The organism is Streptomyces sp. NPDC020362, from assembly GCF_040642095.1.
GTDB lineage: Bacteria > Actinomycetota > Actinomycetes > Streptomycetales > Streptomycetaceae > Streptomyces.
The window spans coordinates 1-16,062 of the sequence record NZ_JBFAET010000200.1; the positions used below are offsets into that span (position 1 = coordinate 1).

Annotated in this window: 16 protein-coding genes and 1 pseudogene; 12 read left to right on the plus strand and 5 right to left on the minus strand. The window is 71.2% G+C overall.

Features of this window, described 5'->3' with window-relative positions; genetic code table 11:
• Nucleotides 1-120 precede the first annotated feature (120 nt).
• Together AB0H32_RS39765 and AB0H32_RS39770 are read left to right on the plus strand one after the other, a co-directional pair.
• Complete coding sequence (locus tag AB0H32_RS39765; protein ID WP_361131693.1) at nt 121-249, plus strand: hypothetical protein; 129 nt, start codon at nt 121-123, stop codon at nt 247-249.
• A 26-nt stretch (nt 250-275) separates the two neighbouring features.
• The gene (locus AB0H32_RS39770; protein ID WP_361131696.1) at nt 276-893 is read left to right on the plus strand and encodes a nucleoside triphosphate pyrophosphatase; all 618 of its coding nucleotides are present in this window, start codon (nt 276-278) and stop codon (nt 891-893) included.
• Here AB0H32_RS39770 and AB0H32_RS39775 read toward each other — a convergent pair.
• The gene (locus AB0H32_RS39775) at nt 865-1,458 is read right to left on the minus strand and encodes a hypothetical protein (protein ID WP_361131698.1); all 594 of its coding nucleotides are present in this window, start codon (nt 1,456-1,458) and stop codon (nt 865-867) included. The genes AB0H32_RS39770 and AB0H32_RS39775 overlap by 29 nt on opposite strands.
• A gap of 376 nt (nt 1,459-1,834) precedes the next feature.
• Between AB0H32_RS39775 and AB0H32_RS39780 the strand changes: the two genes are divergently transcribed.
• Nucleotides 1,835-3,607, plus strand: coding sequence for a biotin carboxylase N-terminal domain-containing protein (locus tag AB0H32_RS39780; RefSeq protein ID WP_361131700.1), 1,773 nt, complete (start codon nt 1,835-1,837; stop codon nt 3,605-3,607).
• A 422-nt stretch (nt 3,608-4,029) separates the two neighbouring features.
• Here the strand turns inward: AB0H32_RS39780 and AB0H32_RS39785 are convergent, their stop codons facing one another.
• Both AB0H32_RS39785 and AB0H32_RS39790 read right to left on the minus strand, forming a co-directional pair.
• Nucleotides 4,030-4,968 carry a DeoR/GlpR family DNA-binding transcription regulator gene (locus AB0H32_RS39785; protein WP_361131703.1) on the minus strand — a complete coding sequence of 313 codons (939 nt, stop codon included), beginning with the start codon at nt 4,966-4,968 and terminating at the stop codon, nt 4,030-4,032.
• A gap of 166 nt (nt 4,969-5,134) precedes the next feature.
• Complete coding sequence (locus AB0H32_RS39790) at nt 5,135-6,583, minus strand: NAD(P)H-quinone dehydrogenase (protein WP_361131706.1); 1,449 nt, start codon at nt 6,581-6,583, stop codon at nt 5,135-5,137.
• Nucleotides 6,584-6,689: 106 nt separating this feature from the next.
• Between AB0H32_RS39790 and AB0H32_RS39795 the strand changes: the two genes are divergently transcribed.
• The 5 genes from AB0H32_RS39795 to AB0H32_RS39815 all read left to right on the plus strand — a co-directional run bounded on the left by AB0H32_RS39795 (nt 6,690) and on the right by AB0H32_RS39815 (nt 11,116).
• Entirely contained in the window at nt 6,690-7,127 is a 438-nt protein-coding gene (locus AB0H32_RS39795; RefSeq protein ID WP_361131709.1) for a gamma-glutamylcyclotransferase, read from the plus strand.
• Between the two features lie 124 nt (nt 7,128-7,251).
• Nucleotides 7,252-8,076 carry a purine-nucleoside phosphorylase gene (locus AB0H32_RS39800; protein WP_361131712.1) on the plus strand — a complete coding sequence of 275 codons (825 nt, stop codon included), beginning with the start codon at nt 7,252-7,254 and terminating at the stop codon, nt 8,074-8,076.
• A 200-nt stretch (nt 8,077-8,276) separates the two neighbouring features.
• Nucleotides 8,277-9,908, plus strand: a complete 1,632-nt coding sequence (locus tag AB0H32_RS39805) for a phospho-sugar mutase (protein WP_361131715.1) — start codon at nt 8,277-8,279, stop codon at nt 9,906-9,908.
• 129 nt (nt 9,909-10,037) lie between these two features.
• Complete coding sequence (locus AB0H32_RS39810) at nt 10,038-10,913, plus strand: helix-turn-helix transcriptional regulator (protein WP_361131733.1); 876 nt, start codon at nt 10,038-10,040, stop codon at nt 10,911-10,913.
• Entirely contained in the window at nt 10,910-11,116 is a 207-nt protein-coding gene (locus AB0H32_RS39815) for a DUF397 domain-containing protein (protein WP_361131718.1), read from the plus strand. Before AB0H32_RS39810 ends, AB0H32_RS39815 begins: the two co-directional genes overlap by 4 nt.
• A gap of 36 nt (nt 11,117-11,152) precedes the next feature.
• Here AB0H32_RS39815 and AB0H32_RS39820 read toward each other — a convergent pair whose 3' ends face one another.
• Nucleotides 11,153-11,683 carry a GNAT family N-acetyltransferase gene (locus AB0H32_RS39820; RefSeq protein WP_361131721.1) on the minus strand — a complete coding sequence of 177 codons (531 nt, stop codon included), beginning with the start codon at nt 11,681-11,683 and terminating at the stop codon, nt 11,153-11,155.
• 128 nt (nt 11,684-11,811) lie between these two features.
• Nucleotides 11,812-12,507 carry a PH domain-containing protein gene (locus tag AB0H32_RS39825; protein ID WP_361131724.1) on the minus strand — a complete coding sequence of 232 codons (696 nt, stop codon included), beginning with the start codon at nt 12,505-12,507 and terminating at the stop codon, nt 11,812-11,814.
• Between the two features lie 137 nt (nt 12,508-12,644).
• Here AB0H32_RS39825 and deoC point away from each other — a divergent pair, with 137 nt between their 5' ends.
• The 4 genes and pseudogenes from deoC to AB0H32_RS39845 all read left to right on the plus strand — a co-directional run.
• Nucleotides 12,645-13,598, plus strand: coding sequence for a deoxyribose-phosphate aldolase (gene deoC / locus AB0H32_RS39830; protein ID WP_361131736.1), 954 nt, complete (start codon nt 12,645-12,647; stop codon nt 13,596-13,598).
• Nucleotides 13,599-13,603: 5 nt separating this feature from the next.
• Complete coding sequence (locus tag AB0H32_RS39835; protein WP_361131727.1) at nt 13,604-15,040, plus strand: aldehyde dehydrogenase family protein; 1,437 nt, start codon at nt 13,604-13,606, stop codon at nt 15,038-15,040.
• Entirely contained in the window at nt 15,033-15,941 is a 909-nt protein-coding gene (locus AB0H32_RS39840; protein WP_361131730.1) for an aldehyde dehydrogenase family protein, read from the plus strand. The genes AB0H32_RS39835 and AB0H32_RS39840 overlap by 8 nt, the downstream gene beginning before the upstream one ends.
• 32 nt (nt 15,942-15,973) lie before the next feature.
• Nucleotides 15,974-16,062, plus strand: a pseudogene (locus AB0H32_RS39845) (acyl-CoA dehydrogenase family protein); the annotation flags it as partial.

The window sequence follows — 16,062 nt, forward strand, 5'->3', positions numbered from 1 at the left end:
TGCGGCCCAGCCCGGCGGGCGCCCCCGGTGTGAGTCCGGGGCCCCCGGGTGTGACATCAGGGCCCCGATTTGAGTACGTCTACTCAGGCATTCTCCCCGGCCCGGCCCCACGCTGGTGGAATGCTGTGGTCAGACCCCGAGGACGAACCGCCGAAAGACCTGCGCGACATGCAGGAGATGCTCCGGCGGCTCGGCCTCGTTCTGGCGCTGGCCATGCTGCTCGGGATGATCGTGATCGGCCTGAGGTAGTGCGGCGGCACCGCTAACCTGGCGGTATGACTGCTAAGCCGCGCAGGCGACTCGTGCTCGCCTCCCAGTCCCCCGCCCGTCTGGGCCTCCTGAGGCAGGCGGGTCTCGAGCCCGAGGTGGTCGTGAGCGGCTTCGACGAGGACTCGATCACGGCGCCCACCCCGGCGGAGCTGGCGCTGGCCCTGGCCGAGGCGAAGGCCTCCGTGGTGGCGGCGAAGCCGGAGGTGCACGGCGCCCTGGTGATCGGCTGCGACTCGGTGCTGGAGCTGGACGGCCAGGCGCTCGGCAAGCCCGCCGACGCCGAGGAGGCCACGGCCCGCTGGAAGGCGATGCGCGGGCGGGCCGGGACCCTCCAGACGGGCCACTGCATCTGGGACACGGTGGTCAACCGGTACGTGGCCGGCGTCGCCTCCACCGTCGTCCGCTTCGGCGAGCCCTCGGACGAGGAGATCGCCGCGTACGTCGCCTCCGGCGAACCCCTCTACGTCGCGGGAGCGTTCACCCTGGACGGCCGTTCGGCGCCGTTCATCGAGGGCATCGACGGCGACCACGGCAATGTGATCGGCATCAGCCTGCCCCTGGTACGGCGGCTGCTGGCCGAACTGGGTGTCGGCATCACAGAGTTGTGGGCACCGGCTGAGTGAGCTGGGCGGGGACCGTGTCCTGCGGTGCGTCGTCCCCGTCCTGCGGCTCACCCGTTCGGCCGTGCGGCTCGCCCGCGACGCCCTCGAACGCATCCGGCGACACGCCCGGCTCGGTCTCGGTCTTCGGGTCGCCGCCCGCCTCCGGGGCGCCGCCTGAGGCCTGCGCCGGGCCGCCGTCACGGTCGTACGTCACCAGGAGCAGGACGACGAGCCCGAGCATCACCATCATGAACAGGAACGCCGGCCAGCCCACCAGGCTCAGGGTGAAGGCGCCCAGCAGGGCGTGCACCACCGCGACGCTGATCAGCAGGACGCGACCGAAGCCGGCCGGGGCGCGATTGCGTATCGCGACGAGCAGGGCCACCACGGCGCACAGGACGAAGTAGAGGCCGAAGACGACGCCGCCGACCTTCGAGGACGTCGACATGACGTCGGGATCGAGCCCGGCCAGCGACATCTTCTGCCGGTCCACGACAATGCCGAGGAACCAGTTCAGTGCCGCGATGACGAGCGCCTCGGCGAACAGGACCACCGTCACGACCCATGCCACCGGTCTGCGTACCACCGGCCCCCACCCACTTTCGACCTCAGCCCGAGCAGAGCTGCTGTTACCTGAAGTACGTTTCGAGTCATCGCGAACGCTACTAACGGGTAAACCCAGGGACAAGGGTTCGGGCAGGAGCAAAGAATCATTGGGCCATTCGTAGGGACTCGACAAAGAAACGGAGTGGGCCGCAGCACGCTCTCACAGAGACCTTGACCACACGACAGGGCTAGGGTTTCCCGGAGGAGTCCTGCGCACCGAGGTGCTACAAGGACTTTCGCGGGTCGAGCAAGCCTCGCATCACGCTCCGTGTGGGCAAGCTCACCATTGGGGACGGGTCGAAGTGACGTGTCGGCAGTCCCTAAACTCGGCTTGTTTCAAGGAGGGAGCCTCAATCGTGCGCAAGGTGCTCATCGCCAACCGTGGCGAAATCGCTGTCCGCGTTGCCCGGGCCTGTCGGGACGCCGGGATCGCGAGCGTGGCCGTCTATGCAGACCCCGACCGGGACGCTCTGCACGTCCGCGCCGCGGATGAGGCGTTCGCCCTGGGCGGTGACACCCCGGCCACCAGTTACCTGGACATCGACAAGGTCCTGAACGCGGCGCGCGAGTCGGGCGCGGACGCCATCCACCCGGGCTACGGCTTCCTGTCCGAGAACGCCGAGTTCGCGCAGGCGGTCCTGGACGCCGGGCTGATCTGGATCGGCCCGCCCCCGCAGGCCATCCGCGACCTGGGTGACAAGGTTGCCGCCCGGCACATCGCCCAGCGGGCCGGCGCCCCCCTGGTGGCCGGCACGCCCGACCCGGTCTCCGGTGCGGACGAGGTCGTCGCCTTCGCCGAGGAGCACGGCCTGCCGATCGCCATCAAGGCGGCGTTCGGCGGCGGCGGCCGCGGTCTGAAGGTCGCCCGGACCCTCGAAGAGGTCCCCGAGCTGTACGAGTCCGCGGTGCGCGAGGCGGTCGCCGCCTTCGGCCGCGGCGAGTGCTTCGTCGAGCGCTACCTGGACCGTCCGCGCCACGTGGAGACCCAGTGCCTGGCCGACAAGCACGGCAACGTGGTCGTGGTCTCCACCCGTGACTGCTCCCTGCAGCGCCGCCACCAGAAGCTGGTCGAGGAGGCCCCGGCGCCTTTCCTGTCCGAGAAGCAGGTCGCCGAGCTGTACCGCGCCTCGAAGGCGATCCTGAGGGAGGCCGGCTACGAGGGCGCCGGCACCTGTGAGTTCCTGGTCGGCCAGGACGGCACGATCTCCTTCCTGGAGGTGAACACCCGCCTCCAGGTGGAGCACCCGGTGACCGAGGAGGTCGCCGGTATCGACCTGGTCCGCGAGATGTTCCGCATCGCCGACGGCGAGGAACTGGGCTACGACGACCCGCAGCTGCGCGGCCACTCCTTCGAGTTCCGCATCAACGGCGAGGACCCGGGCCGCAACTTCCTGCCCGCCCCCGGCACGGTCACCCGGTTCGACGCGCCGTCCGGTCCCGGTGTCCGCCTGGACGCGGGCGTGGAGTCCGGCTCGGTCATCGGCCCGGCCTGGGACTCGCTGCTCGCCAAGCTGATCGTCACCGGCCGCACCCGCAAGGAGGCCCTGGAGCGCGCCTCCCGCGCCCTGGAGGAGTTCCAGGTCGAGGGCATGGCCACGGCGATCCCGTTCCACCGCGTGGTCGTCAAGGACCCCGCCTTCGCCCCGGAGCTGACCGGCTCCGCCGACCCGTTCACGGTCCACACCCGCTGGATCGAGACCGAGTTCGCCAACGAGATCAAGCCCTTCACCGCGCCGGCCGACGCCGAGGCGGAGGAGGACACCGGCCGCGAGACGGTCGTCGTCGAGGTCGGCGGCAAGCGCCTGGAGGTCTCCCTCCCGTCCTCCCTGGGCATGTCCCTGGCCCGCACCGGCCTCGCGGCGGGCGCCAAGCCGAAGCGCCGCGCCGCCAAGAAGTCCGGCCCGGTGGCGTCCGGCGACACCCTCGCCTCCCCGATGCAGGGCACGATCGTGAAGGTTGCCGTCGAGGAGGGCCAGGAGGTCCAGGAGGGCGACCTGGTCGTCGTCCTGGAGGCCATGAAGATGGAGCAGCCCCTGAACGCCCACAAGGCGGGCACCATCAAGGGCCTGACCTTCGAGGTCGGCGCGTCGGTGACGTCGGGCGCGGCGATCTGCGAGATCAAGGACTGACGGCAGGAGCCCGAGCAACGCCCGGTGGAGCGACTTCGCTCCACCGGGCGTTCCCTTTCACCGAGACCGGGGAGCAGCCGCCCTGAGGGGCGCGGGGCTGCATCTGCCAGCGGCTCCGCCACGGGGCGCGAACGACCACAACGCACCCACACCCGCCCGACAACCCGGCACCAGCCGCCCTGAAGGGGCGCGGAGCTGCATCTGCCAGCGGCTCCGCCACGGGGCGCGAACGACCACGCCGGACCCGCACCCGCCCGCCGGCCTCAAGCCCTACGGCGAGCAGGCACCCTCAGCGCGCAGGCGAAGGCCGGCAACAGCCCCGCCCAGCGCCTGCGAAGGCCGGCGACACGCCCCGCCCAGCGCCTGCGAAGGCCGGCGACACGCCCCGCCCAGCGCCTGCGAAGGCCAGCGACACGCCCCGCTCAGCGCCTGCGAAGGTCGGCGACACGCCCCCGCTCGGCCCCTGCCGTCGGCTCCCCCAACATCCCCCGCAGCCCACCCCCGGGCACCTGCCCCCGCCTGGGCCCCGGCAGCGGAGCGCGCCGCGCCGCAGGCCCCGGCTCACCCCCCGGGCTCCCGCTCGCCCCGGCCACGGCGATCTGCACCCCCTGATCGGCGAGAGCCTGCAGCTCGGTCGCGGCACGGTCGTCGTGGACGGGCGGCTCGTCGGTGACCAGGCGGGTGATGACATCGGTCGGCACCGTCTGGAACATCGTGTCCGTGCCGAGCTTGGTGTGGTCGGCGAGGACCACGACCTCGGCGGCGGCCTGCACCAGCGCACGGTCGACGGACGCCGAGAGCATGTTGGACGTGGACAGGCCCCGCTCCGCGGTCAGACCGCTGCCCGACAGGAACGCCTTCGACACTCTCAGCCCCTGCAGGGACTGCTCGGCGCCGGAGCCGACGAGGGCGTAGTTGGAGCCGCGGAGGGTGCCGCCGGTCATCACGACCTCCACCCGGTTGGCATGGGCCAACGCCTGTGCGACCAGGAGGGAGTTGGTGACGACCGTCAGTCCGGGCACCCGGGCGAGCCGACGGGCCAGCTCCTGCGTGGTGGTCCCCGCTCCGACGACGATGGCCTCGCCCTCTTCGACGAGGCTCGCGGCCAGGTCGGCGATGGCGGTCTTCTCGGCGGTCGCGAGATGGGACTTCTGCGGAAAGCCGGACTCCCGCGTGAATCCGCCCGGCAGTACCGCACCGCCGTGCCGGCGGTCGAGGAGTCCTTCTGCCTCCAGTGCCCGCACGTCCCGTCGTACGGTCACTTCGGAGGTCTGGACGACGCGGGCGAGTTCACGGAGCGACACGGCCCCGTTCGCTCGCACCATTTCGAGGATCAATTGGCGACGTTCTGCAGCGAACACGAAACTGACAGTAACCCCAACGACCGTCTGCTTTCAGCAGTTTGCGCCGAATAACAGAAGTTGTTCGCATGGGTAGGCGGGAAGTGGTATAGGACCTACCCCGCCCGACTATGCCGCACGCATGCTCGACAACTCCCCGTGACCAGCGGGGACATGGAATCGGCCGTCAGGCCTCGCCGCCGGCCTTGCGCGTGTGGAGCTGGCGCGCGACCTCCGCGATCGACCCCGAAAGGGAGGGGTACACGGTGAATGCGTTCGCGATCTGTTCGACCGTCAGATTGTTGTCGACGGCGATCGAGATGGGATGGATGAGTTCCGAGGCGCGCGGCGCGACGACCACTCCGCCGACGACGATCCCGGTGCCCGGGCGGCAGAAGATCTTCACGAAGCCGTCCCGGATGCCCTGCATCTTGGCCCGCGGGTTGCGCAGCAGGGGAAGCTTGACGACCCGCGCGTCGATCTTGCCCGCGTCCACGTCCGCCTGGCTGTAGCCGACGGTGGCGATCTCCGGGTCGGTGAAGACGTTCGAGGAGACCGTCTTCAGGTTCAGCGGGGCCACCGCGTCGCCGAGGAAGTGGTACATGGCGATGCGCCCCTGCATGGCGGCGACGGACGCGAGGGCGAAGACACCGGTCACGTCACCGGCCGCGTAGACACCGGGAGCGGTCGTACGGGAGACCTTGTCGGTCCAGATGTGCCCGGACTCGCGCAGCTTGACGCCGGCCTCCTCCAGGCCGAGCCCCGCGCTGTTCGGGATGGCGCCGACGGCCATGAGGCAGTGCGAGCCGGTGATGACGCGCCCGTCGGCCAGCGTCACCTCCACCCGGTCGCCGACGCGCTTGGCGGACTGCGCGCGGGAGCGGGCCATGACGTTCATGCCGCGGCGCCGGAAGACGTCCTCCAGGACGGCGGCGGCGTCCGGGTCCTCGCCGGGCAGCACGCGATCGCGCGAGGAGACCAGGGTCACCTTGGAACCGAGCGCCTGGTAGGCACCGGCGAACTCGGCACCGGTCACACCCGAGCCGACCACGATCAGCTCTTCCGGCAGCTCGGTGAGGTCGTAGACCTGGGTCCAGTTCAGGATGCGCTCGCCGTCGGGCTGGGCGTCGGGCAGCTCGCGCGGGTGACCGCCGGTGGCGATGAGGACGGCGTCGGCGGTGAGGGTCTCCTCGGCGCCGTCGGCGGCGGTGACGACGACCTTGCGGGAGCCGTCCAGGCCCTGCATGCCGTCCAGCCGGCCGCGGCCGCGCATGACCCGGGCGCCGGCGCGGGTGACGGAGGCGGTGATGTCGTGCGACTGGGCGAGCGCGAGCCGCTTCACACGGCGGTTGACCTTGCCGAGGTCCACGCCCACCACCCGGGCCGCCTGCTCCAGCGGCGGGGTGTCGTCGGCCACGATGATGCCCAGCTCCTCGTAGGAGGAGTCGAAGGTGGTCATCACCTCGGCCGTAGCGATAAGGGTCTTCGACGGCACGCAGTCGGTCAGTACCGACGCTCCGCCCAGACCGTCGCAGTCGACGACGGTCACCTCCGCGCCGAGCTGGGCGGCCACCAGGGCCGCCTCGTATCCGCCGGGTCCGCCACCGATGATCACGATCCGAGTCACGTACCCCATTGTCCCGCACGCTTCAAGGTGCTACTGCCCGGGGCCGCACGAGCGGGGCTCCTGGGGCGGGAGAGGGCGATCGTGGCGGGAGTTTCCCCTGCCGTACCCTCTCTCCATGTCGCTCTATGCCGCGTACGCCGGCAACCTCGACGCGCGGCTGATGTCCGGCCGCGCCCCGCACTCCCCGCTGCGCGCCATAGGCTGGCTGAACGGCTGGCGGCTGACCTTCGGCGGCGAGCAGCTGGGCTGGGAGGGCGCGCTGGCGACGATCGTCGAGGAGCCCGGGGCCCAGGTTTTCGTCGGCCTGTACGACATCGCGCCCATGGACGAGGAGTCCCTCGACCGGTGGGAGGGCGTGGGCCTCGGCATCTACCGGCGCGTCCGGGTGCGCGTGCACACGCTGGACGGCGAGGAGTCCGCCTGGGCATACGTACTGAACGGCTACGAGGGCGGCCTGCCCTCGGCCCGGTATCTCGGGGAGATCGCCGACGCCGCCGAGTCCGCGGGGGCGCCCCACGACTATGTGATGGAACTCCGCAAGCGCCCCTGCTGAGGCGGCCGACCGGGCCCTTCCTGCGGATTTGCCCCTCCATTGTCGAAAACGACAAGACAACGATCGCAATCCCGTGGGCTCTGTCATCTACGCGCGTAGGCGAAGACCGGCTACCCTCGTCGGCGTGAACGCATCTCTTCTTCCGGACGACATCCAGGGCGACCCCTACGCCGCCGCCGACGCCGCCGCCGCGCGCCTGCGCGAACTCACCGGCGCCGAGACCCACGACGTCGCCCTCGTGATGGGCTCCGGCTGGGCTCCGGCCGTCGACGCCCTGGGCGCCCCCGACGCCGAGTTCCAGGTCACCGAGCTGCCCGGCTTCCCGCCGCCGGCCGTACAGGGGCACGGCGGCAAGATCCGCTCGTACTCCTTCGGCGACAAGCGCGCGCTGGTCTTCCTGGGCCGCACGCACTACTACGAGGGCCGCGGGGTCGCCGCCGTCGCGCACGGTGTCCGCACCGCCGTCGCCGCCGGCTGCAAGACCATCGTCCTCACCAACGGCTGCGGCGGCCTGCGCGAGGGCATGCGCCCCGGCCAGCCGGTCCTCATCAGCGACCACATCAACCTGACGGCCACGTCCCCGATCGTCGGCGCCAACTTCGTCGACCTGACGGACCTCTACTCCCCCCGCCTGCGCGCCCTGTGCAAGGAGATCGACCCCACCCTCGAGGAGGGCGTCTACGCGCAGTTCCCCGGCCCGCACTACGAGACCCCGGCCGAGATCCGCATGGCCCGCGTCATCGGCGCGGACCTGGTCGGCATGTCCACGGTCCTGGAGGCGATCGCCGCCCGTGAGGCGGGCGCCGAGGTGCTGGGCATCTCCCTGGTCACCAACCTCGCGGCCGGCATGACGGGCGAGCCCCTCAACCACGAGGAGGTCCTCCAGGCGGGCCGCGACTCGGCGGCACGCATGGGCGAACTGCTCGGCCAGGTCCTGGGCAAGCTGTAAGCGCCCCGGGGGGCCTGCGGCGACGTGCGGCAGGCGCCGCGGGCGGTCCGTGCCACGGTGCTGCGATGCCGTGGTGCCGGTGAGCGCGATCCTGCCCGTCCGCTTCTCGGCCGACCGAGTCGGGTGGGCCGAGTGGGCAGACGGGGGTCTGGGGGCGGAGCCCCCATGGACGAGGCAAACAAGGAGAGGTTGATCCCAAGGTGCACGACGATCTCATCGCCAGGGCCAAGGCATGGCTCGCCGAGGACCCCGACGCGGAGACCCGCAAGGAACTCGCCGAGCTGCTCGACGCCGGCGACGTGACGGAACTGTCGGCCCGTTTCAGCGGCACCCTCCAGTTCGGCACGGCCGGCCTGCGGGGCGAACTCGGCGCCGGCCCGATGCGCATGAACCGCTCGGTCGTCATCCGCGCCGCCGCCGGCCTCGCCGCGTACCTGAAGAAGAACGGCCGGACCGACGGTCTCGTCGTCATCGGCTACGACGCCCGCCACAAGTCCGCCGACTTCGCCCGGGACACCGCCGCCGTGATGATCGGCGCCGGCCTGCGCGCAGCGGTCCTGCCCCGCCCCCTGCCCACCCCCGTGCTGGCCTTCGCCATAAGGCACCTGGGCGCGGTCGCGGGCGTGGAGGTCACCGCCAGCCACAACCCGCCCAGGGACAACGGCTACAAGGTGTACCTGGGCGACGGCTCCCAGATCGTCCCGCCCGCCGACGCGGAGATCGCCGCCGAGATCGAGGCGATCGCCTCCCTGAACGACGTACCCCGCCCGGACGCCGGCTGGGAGATCCTGGACGACGCGGTCCTGGACGCCTACCTGGCCCGTACGGACGCGGTCCTCGCCCCCGGCTCCCCCCGCACCGCCCGCACGGTCTACACGGCGATGCACGGCGTCGGCCGCGACGTCCTGCTGGCCGCGTTCGCCCGGGCCGGCTTCCCCGAGCCGGTGCTCGTCGCCGAGCAGGCCGACCCGGACCCGGACTTCCCGACGGTGGCCTTCCCCAACCCGGAGGAGCCGGGCGCGATGGACCTGGCGTTCGCCCAGGCCCGCACGAGCGACCCGGACCTCGTCATCGCCAACGACCCCGACGCCGACCGCTGCGCCGTCGCCGTGAAGAGCGGGGACGACTGGCGGATGCTGCGCGGCGACGAGGTGGGCTCGCTGCTCGCCGCCCACCTGGTCCGGCGCGGCGCGCGAGGCGTGCTGGCGGAGTCGATCGTCTCCTCCTCCCTCCTCGGCCGCATCGCCGAGAAGGCGGGCCTGCCGTACGAGGAGACCCTCACCGGCTTCAAGTGGATCGCCCGCGTGGACGGCCTGCGCTACGGCTACGAGGAGGCCCTCGGCTACTGCGTGGACCCCGAGGGCGTACGCGACAAGGACGGCATCACGGCCGCGCTCCTGATCACCGAACTGGCCTCCGTCCTCAAGGAGGAGGGCCGCACCCTCCTCGACCTCCTCGACGACCTCGCCGTGGAGCACGGCCTGCACGCCACGGACCAGCTGTCGGTCCGCGTCCAGGACCTCTCCGTCATCGCGGACGCGATGCGCCGCCTGCGCGAACAGCCCCCGGCCGAGCTGGCGGGCCTGACGGTGGTCCGCGCCGAGGACCTCACGCAGGGCACGGACAGGCTGCCGCCCACCGACGGCCTGCGCTACACCCTCGACGGCGCCCGCGTCATCGTCCGCCCCAGCGGCACCGAGCCCAAGCTGAAGTGCTACCTGGAGGCCGTCGTCCCGGTCGCCGCCCACGCCGGCCTCCCTGCGGCCCACGCCAAGGCGGCGGAGCTGCTGGCCGCGCTGAAGCGGGACCTGTCGGCGGCGGCAGGCATCTGACCCGTACGCACTGCGAAGGGGCGCCCCGTCCGGGGCGCCCCTTTTCGTCATTCTCCGCACCCCGTCCCGTAATTGACCTTACGGTGATCGATGACTCTACGCATACGCACGGTGACCGAGGGGTGCGCGATGACGGTCGACGGGGACGCCGAACGACTCAGGACCGAGGCGGACGAGCCGGGCTGGGAGGTCGATCCGGACGACGAGTGGGGCGTCGCCGTGATCACGACGGTGGGACGGCAGTTACGACTGCGCCGCGAGTCGGTGGGGATGCCGGCCCCGAAGTTCGCGGAGGCCGTGGGGTACGGCGAGGACCTGGTCTACAAGATCGAGGGCGGGAAGCGGATTCCGCGGCCCGAGTACCTCGACAAGGCCGACGAGGTGCTGGGGGCAGGTGGTTTGCCGGCCGCGATGAAGGAGGACGTGGCCAAGGTCCGGTACCCGAAGAAGGTGCGAGCTCTGGCACAGATGGAGGCCCAAGCGGTCGAGATCGGTGTGTACGAGTGCAACAGCGTCCACGGCCTTCTGCAGACGCCGGAGCATGTCCGCGCCCTGTTCGAGGCAGCGCAGCCGCCGTACTCGCCGGACGATGTGGAGCGCATGGTGGCCGCCCGCCTGGCCCGGCAGTCGATCTTCGAGCGGAACCCGGTCCCGTCCCTCCATTTCGTGCTGGAAGAGGCACCACTCCGCCGTCCGGTCGGAGGCACAATGGTGTGGCGACAGCAGCTCGAACACCTGCTCAAGGCGGGGCAGTTGTGGAACGTCAAACTCCAAGTCATGCCGACCAGCACCGACGCCCATCCAGGAGTGGACGGGAAGATCGAACTGCTGAAGTTCTCGGACGGTACGACAGTGGGACGCTCCGACGGGGCATTCAACGGCCGGCCGATCACCGATCCGAAGCAACTGCGCATCCTCGAACTGCGGTATGGAACGATCCGGGCGCAGGCCCTCCCACCTCGGGAGTCGCTGGCCTTCATCGAGAGACTGCGGGGAGAAACATGATCCGCGAGACTTCCGCCGGATACCTCTCCGAACTGACGTGGTTCAAGAGCAGCTACAGCAGTGGCACCGACGGCGAATCCTGCGTAGAGATAGCCACCGCCCCCGGCACCATCCACGTCCGCGACTCCAAGACCACCGAGGGCCCCCGGCTCGCCCTCTCCCCCACGGCGTGGGCCCGCTTCCTCCCGTACGCCGCGCGCTGAGGCGCGTCCGGCGGGCCCGGTGCCCTGCCCGCGCCCTCAGCCGACCCGTCGGGCCAGCACCTGTCCCGGCCACGACTCGGACAGGAAACGGTCCGTGGGGGTGAAACCGTTGCGCTCGTAGAACGCGACCAGCTCGCCCCCGCCGCCCGCCCAGCAGTCGACCCGCAGCAGTTCCACACCGGCCCGCCGGGTCTCCGCGGCGGCATGGACCAGCAGCGCCGCCCCGATGCCGAGACCGGCGTACCGCCGGTCGGAGACCAGCAGACGGACGTACCGCTCGGGTTCCCCGGCCGGCGCGATCGGCATCTGCGGGCTGGGCCCGGAGTCCAGCACCATGGCTCCGACAGGTGTTCCGTCCAGCTCCGCGATGTAGGGGGCGTTCTCGGTCGTGTACCGCTCGACCCTCGCCACCCCACCGGGACGCCGCGAATACGGTGTCGTGCCCCACTGCTCGGTGTTGCCGCGATCGTTCATCCAGACCACCGCGGAGTCGAGCATGTCCAGAATGGCCGGTGCGTCGGCCGGGCTGCCCGGTCTGATCCGTATGCCGTGCTCTGTGTCGTTCACGGCGGAAGCTTAGGCAGTGCCCGCCGAATCGCGCCGGGCCCGGCACCGTCCCGTGCCCGCCCCCAGCCGGTCCAGCCGTCCCGGCCCGGCCTTGGCGGCGCTCGTCACCGGCGCAACCGTCGGCACCCTCACCCGATCGCCAGCAGGATCGCCAGCAGCACCGCACCGGCCACCGCGGGCGCGGCCACCTCGTAGGCCCAGCGCACGGTGACCTCCCCCTGGGCCTGCTCCGTCTCGCCGTGCCTCTCCAGGAGGTCGCGCAGCTCGTCCATGATCTTGTCGGTCTCGGCGCGCGTCGGACCGGCGGGGAGGTCGGCGCTGCCGAACGCACCGAACCCGCCCAGGCCCACCATCCGCCCGCCCCGCCCGCCGAGCCCTCCCTGTCCGGCCCCGGAACCGGCCCTCATCTGGCGCCGCGCCGCCTTCTTGCGGGCGCGCAGCGAGACGGGGATGGACCACAGCTGGTACTTGACGCCGGACTTCGCGACGACCTCGTTGGTGTACGAGGAGCGCAGCGAGGCGATCTCGCCCCAGGGCACGGTGATCACCCGGAAGGGGTTGCGGATCCGCAGCCGCTCGTCGTTCGCGAAGACGGCCGGGCGCAGCGTGAAGGCGATCACCAGCGGCACGATCAGGATCAGCCCGGCCAGCGCGAGCCAGGGAGTCCGCCCGTGCCCGCGGACCAGCGCGTCGAAGCCCAGCCAGCCGACGAGCACGAGCAGCAGGGCACCGGCCACCAGCGCCAGGGGCGAGCGGTAGATCCGGTCCTTGACGGCGGGCGCCGACGGCTGTGGCGCGGGTGACTGGTGGTCCGGGGTCGTCATGGTCCCGATTCTGCCCGAAGCCGCCGCGACCGCCCCTACGAGCCCCGATACCGGCGCTCATCCGTGACCTCCGGCGAGGCTATGAGCGCCGGGGGCTGTACAGCAGCTACGCGCGTAGATATGCTCGTCTGGTGACCATGCCCACCACTGCACCCGCTGCCCTCGCTGACGTCACCGCGTCCGACAGCACGCTGCGCCGCTTCCTCCATGGGCTGCCCGGCGTCGACGCGGTCGGCCTGGAGGCGCGCGCCGCGTCTCTCGGCACCCGTTCCATCAAGACCACCGCGAAGGCGTACGCCATCGACCTCGCCATCTCGATGGTCGACCTGACGACGCTGGAAGGCGCGGACACCCCGGGCAAGGTCCGGGCGCTCGGCGCCAAGGCGGCCCACCCGGACCCGACGGACCGGACGACCCCCACCACCGCGGCCGTCTGCGTCTACCCCGACATGGTGGCCGTCGCCAAGGAGGCCGTCGCCGGCTCCGGCGTGAAGGTCGCCTCGGTCGCCACCGCCTTCCCGGCCGGCCGTGCCGCCCTCGACGTCAAGCTGGCCGACGTCCGTGACGCCGTCGCCGCGGGCGCCGACGAGATCGACATGGTCATCGACCGGGGCGCGTTCCTCGCGGGCCACTACCTGAAGGTGTACGACGAGATCGTCGCCGTGAAGGAGGCCTGCGGGTCGAGCGCCCGGCTGAAGGTCATCTTCGAGACCGGCGAGCTGTCGACGTACGACAACATCCGCCGGGCGAGCTGGCTGGGCATGCTGGCGGGCGCGGACTTCATCAAGACGTCCACCGGCAAGGTCGCCGTCAACGCGACCCCCGCCAACACCCTGCTGATGCTGGAGGCGGTGCGCGACTTCCGCGCCCAGACCGGCGTCCAGGTCGGCGTGAAGCCCGCCGGCGGCATCCGCACCACCAAGGACGCCATCAAGTTCCTGGTCCTGGTCAACGAGACCGCGGGCGAGGACTGGCTGGACAACCACTGGTTCCGCTTCGGCGCCTCCTCGCTCCTGAACGACCTGCTCATGCAGCGTCAGAAGCTGGCCACCGGCCGCTACTCCGGCCCCGACTACGTGACGGTGGACTGATCATCATGGCTTCCGTATTCGAGTACGCACCGGCGCCCGAGTCCCGCTCGGTCGTCGACATCGCCCCTTCCTACGGCCTGTTCATCGACGGCGAGTTCGTGGAGGCGGCCGACGGCAAGGTCTTCAAGACGGTCTCGCCGTCCACCGAGGAGGTCCTCTCCGAGGTCGCCCAGGCGGGTGAGGCGGACGTCGAGCGTGCGGTGAAGGCCGCCCGCAAGGCGTTCGAGAAGTGGTCGGCGCTGCCCGGCTCCGAGCGCGCCAAGTACCTGTTCCGCATCGCCCGCATCATCCAGGAGCGCAGCCGGGAGCTGGCGGTCCTGGAGACGCTGGACAACGGCAAGCCGATCAAGGAGACCCGCGACGCGGACCTCCCGCTGGTCGCCGCGCACTTCTTCTACTACGCGGGCTGGGCCGACAAGCTCGACCACGCCGGTTTCGGCGCGAACCCGCGGCCGCTGGGCGTGGCCGGCCAGGTCATCCCCTGGAACTTCCCGCTGCTGATGCTGGCGTGGAAGATCGCCCCGGCGCTGGCGACCGGCAACACGGTCGTCCTCAAGCCCGCCGAGACCACCCCGCTCTCCGCCCTGTTCTTCGCGGACATCTGCCGCCAGGCGGGCCTGCCCAAGGGTGTCGTCAACATCCTTCCGGGCTACGGCGACACGGGCGCGGCCCTCGTCGCGCACCCGGACGTGAACAAGGTCGCCTTCACCGGCTCCACGGCCGTCGGCAAGGAGATCGCCCGCACGGTCGCCGGCACCGGGAAGAAGCTCACCCTCGAACTGGGCGGCAAGGGCGCCAACATCGTCTTCGACGACGCCCCGATCGACCAGGCCGTCGAGGGCATCGTCACGGGCATCTTCTTCAACCAGGGCCAGGTCTGCTGCGCGGGCAGCCGCCTGCTGGTCCAGGAGTCGATCCAGGACGAGCTGCTGGACTCCCTCAAGCGCCGTCTGTCCTCCCTGCGCCTGGGCGACCCGCTGGACAAGAACACCGACATCGGCGCGATCAACTCCGCCGAGCAGCTGGCCCGGATCACCGCGCTGACCGAGCAGGGCGAGGCAGAGGGCGCCGAGCGCTGGTCCCCGGCCTGTGAGCTGCCCTCCTCCGGCTACTGGTTCGCCCCGACGCTGTTCACGGGCGTCACCCAGGCCCACACGATCGCCCGCGACGAGATCTTCGGCCCGGTGCTGTCGGTCCTCACCTTCCGTACGCCGGACGAGGCCGTGGCCAAGGCCAACAACACGCAGTACGGCCTCTCGGCGGGCATCTGGACCGAGAAGGGCTCCCGGATCCTGGCCGTCGCGAACAAGCTGCGCGCCGGCGTCGTCTGGTCCAACACGTTCAACAAGTTCGACCCGACCTCGCCGTTCGGCGGGTACAAGGAGTCGGGCTTCGGCCGCGAGGGCGGCCGCCACGGCCTGGAGGCGTACCTCGATGTCTGAGAAGACGGAAAAGACCGACCTGCGACTTTCGGTCTTCAAGACCTACAAGCTGTACGTCGGCGGGAAGTTCCCGCGTTCCGAGAGCGGCCGGGTGTACGAGGTGACCGACGCAAAGGGCAAGTGGCTGGCGAACGCTCCGCAGTCCTCCCGCAAGGACGCCCGTGACGCGGTCGTCGCCGCCCGCAAGGCGTTCGGCGGCTGGGCCGGCGCGACGGCGTACAACCGCGGTCAGATCCTCTACCGCATCGCGGAGATGCTGGAGGGCCGCAGGGAGCAGTTCGTCCGGGAGGTCGCCGACGCCGAGGGCCTGTCGAAGACGAAGGCCGCCGCGGTCGTGGACGCCGCGATCGACCGCTGGGTCTGGTACGCGGGCTGGACCGACAAGATCGCCCAGGTGGTCGGCGGCGCCAACCCGGTCGCGGGCCCGTTCTTCAACCTGTCCTCCCCCGAGCCGACCGGCGTGGTCGCCGTCCTGGCGCCGCAGGAGTCGTCCTTCCTCGGCCTGGTCTCGGTGATCGCCCCGGTGATCGCGACCGGCAACACGGCGGTCGTCGTGGCGTCCGAGAAGGCCCCGCTGCCCGCCCTGTCCCTGGGCGAGGTCCTGGCCACCTCCGACCTGCCCGGCGGCGTCGTCAACGTCCTGTCCGGCCGTACGGCGGAGATCGCGGCGCCGCTGGCCGCGCACCAGGACGTCAACGCGATCGATCTCGCGGGCGCCGGCGAGGAGCTGGCGAAGGAGCTGGAGATCGCGGCGGCGGACAACCTGAAGCGCGTCCTTCGTCCACAGGGTGTGGACACCTGGGCGGCCACTCCGGGGATCGAGCGCATGACGGCGTTCCTGGAGACGAAGACGGTCTGGCACCCGACGGGTTCGCTGGGCGCGTCCGGTTCGTCGTACTGACGGCGAACCCTGCGGACCGAGAGCCGCGCCGCCCCTCCGTCCTGCGCTACGGCACCGAGGAGCAGAAGCGGCGCTATCTGCGGCCCCTGTGGACCGGGGAGGAGGTCTGGTGCCAGCTGTT

What these genes read in the sequence shown, in the direction of transcription:
- AB0H32_RS39835 (WP_361131727.1), top strand. Translation starts at nt 13,604, where the DNA reads ATGGCTTCCGTATTCGAGTACGCACCGGCGCCCGAGTCCCGCTCGGTC.
- deoC (WP_361131736.1), top strand. Translation starts at nt 12,645, where the DNA reads ATGCCCACCACTGCACCCGCTGCCCTCGCTGACGTCACCGCGTCCGAC.
- AB0H32_RS39825 (WP_361131724.1), bottom strand. Translation starts at nt 12,507, where the DNA reads ATGACGACCCCGGACCACCAGTCACCCGCGCCACAGCCGTCGGCGCCC.
- AB0H32_RS39815 (WP_361131718.1), top strand. Translation starts at nt 10,910, where the DNA reads ATGATCCGCGAGACTTCCGCCGGATACCTCTCCGAACTGACGTGGTTC.
- AB0H32_RS39765 (WP_361131693.1), top strand. Translation starts at nt 121, where the DNA reads ATGCTGTGGTCAGACCCCGAGGACGAACCGCCGAAAGACCTGCGCGAC.
- AB0H32_RS39790 (WP_361131706.1), bottom strand. Translation starts at nt 6,583, where the DNA reads ATGGGGTACGTGACTCGGATCGTGATCATCGGTGGCGGACCCGGCGGA.
- AB0H32_RS39795 (WP_361131709.1), top strand. Translation starts at nt 6,690, where the DNA reads ATGTCGCTCTATGCCGCGTACGCCGGCAACCTCGACGCGCGGCTGATG.
- AB0H32_RS39840 (WP_361131730.1), top strand. Translation starts at nt 15,033, where the DNA reads ATGTCTGAGAAGACGGAAAAGACCGACCTGCGACTTTCGGTCTTCAAG.
- AB0H32_RS39770 (WP_361131696.1), top strand. Translation starts at nt 276, where the DNA reads ATGACTGCTAAGCCGCGCAGGCGACTCGTGCTCGCCTCCCAGTCCCCC.
- AB0H32_RS39810 (WP_361131733.1), top strand. Translation starts at nt 10,038, where the DNA reads ATGACGGTCGACGGGGACGCCGAACGACTCAGGACCGAGGCGGACGAG.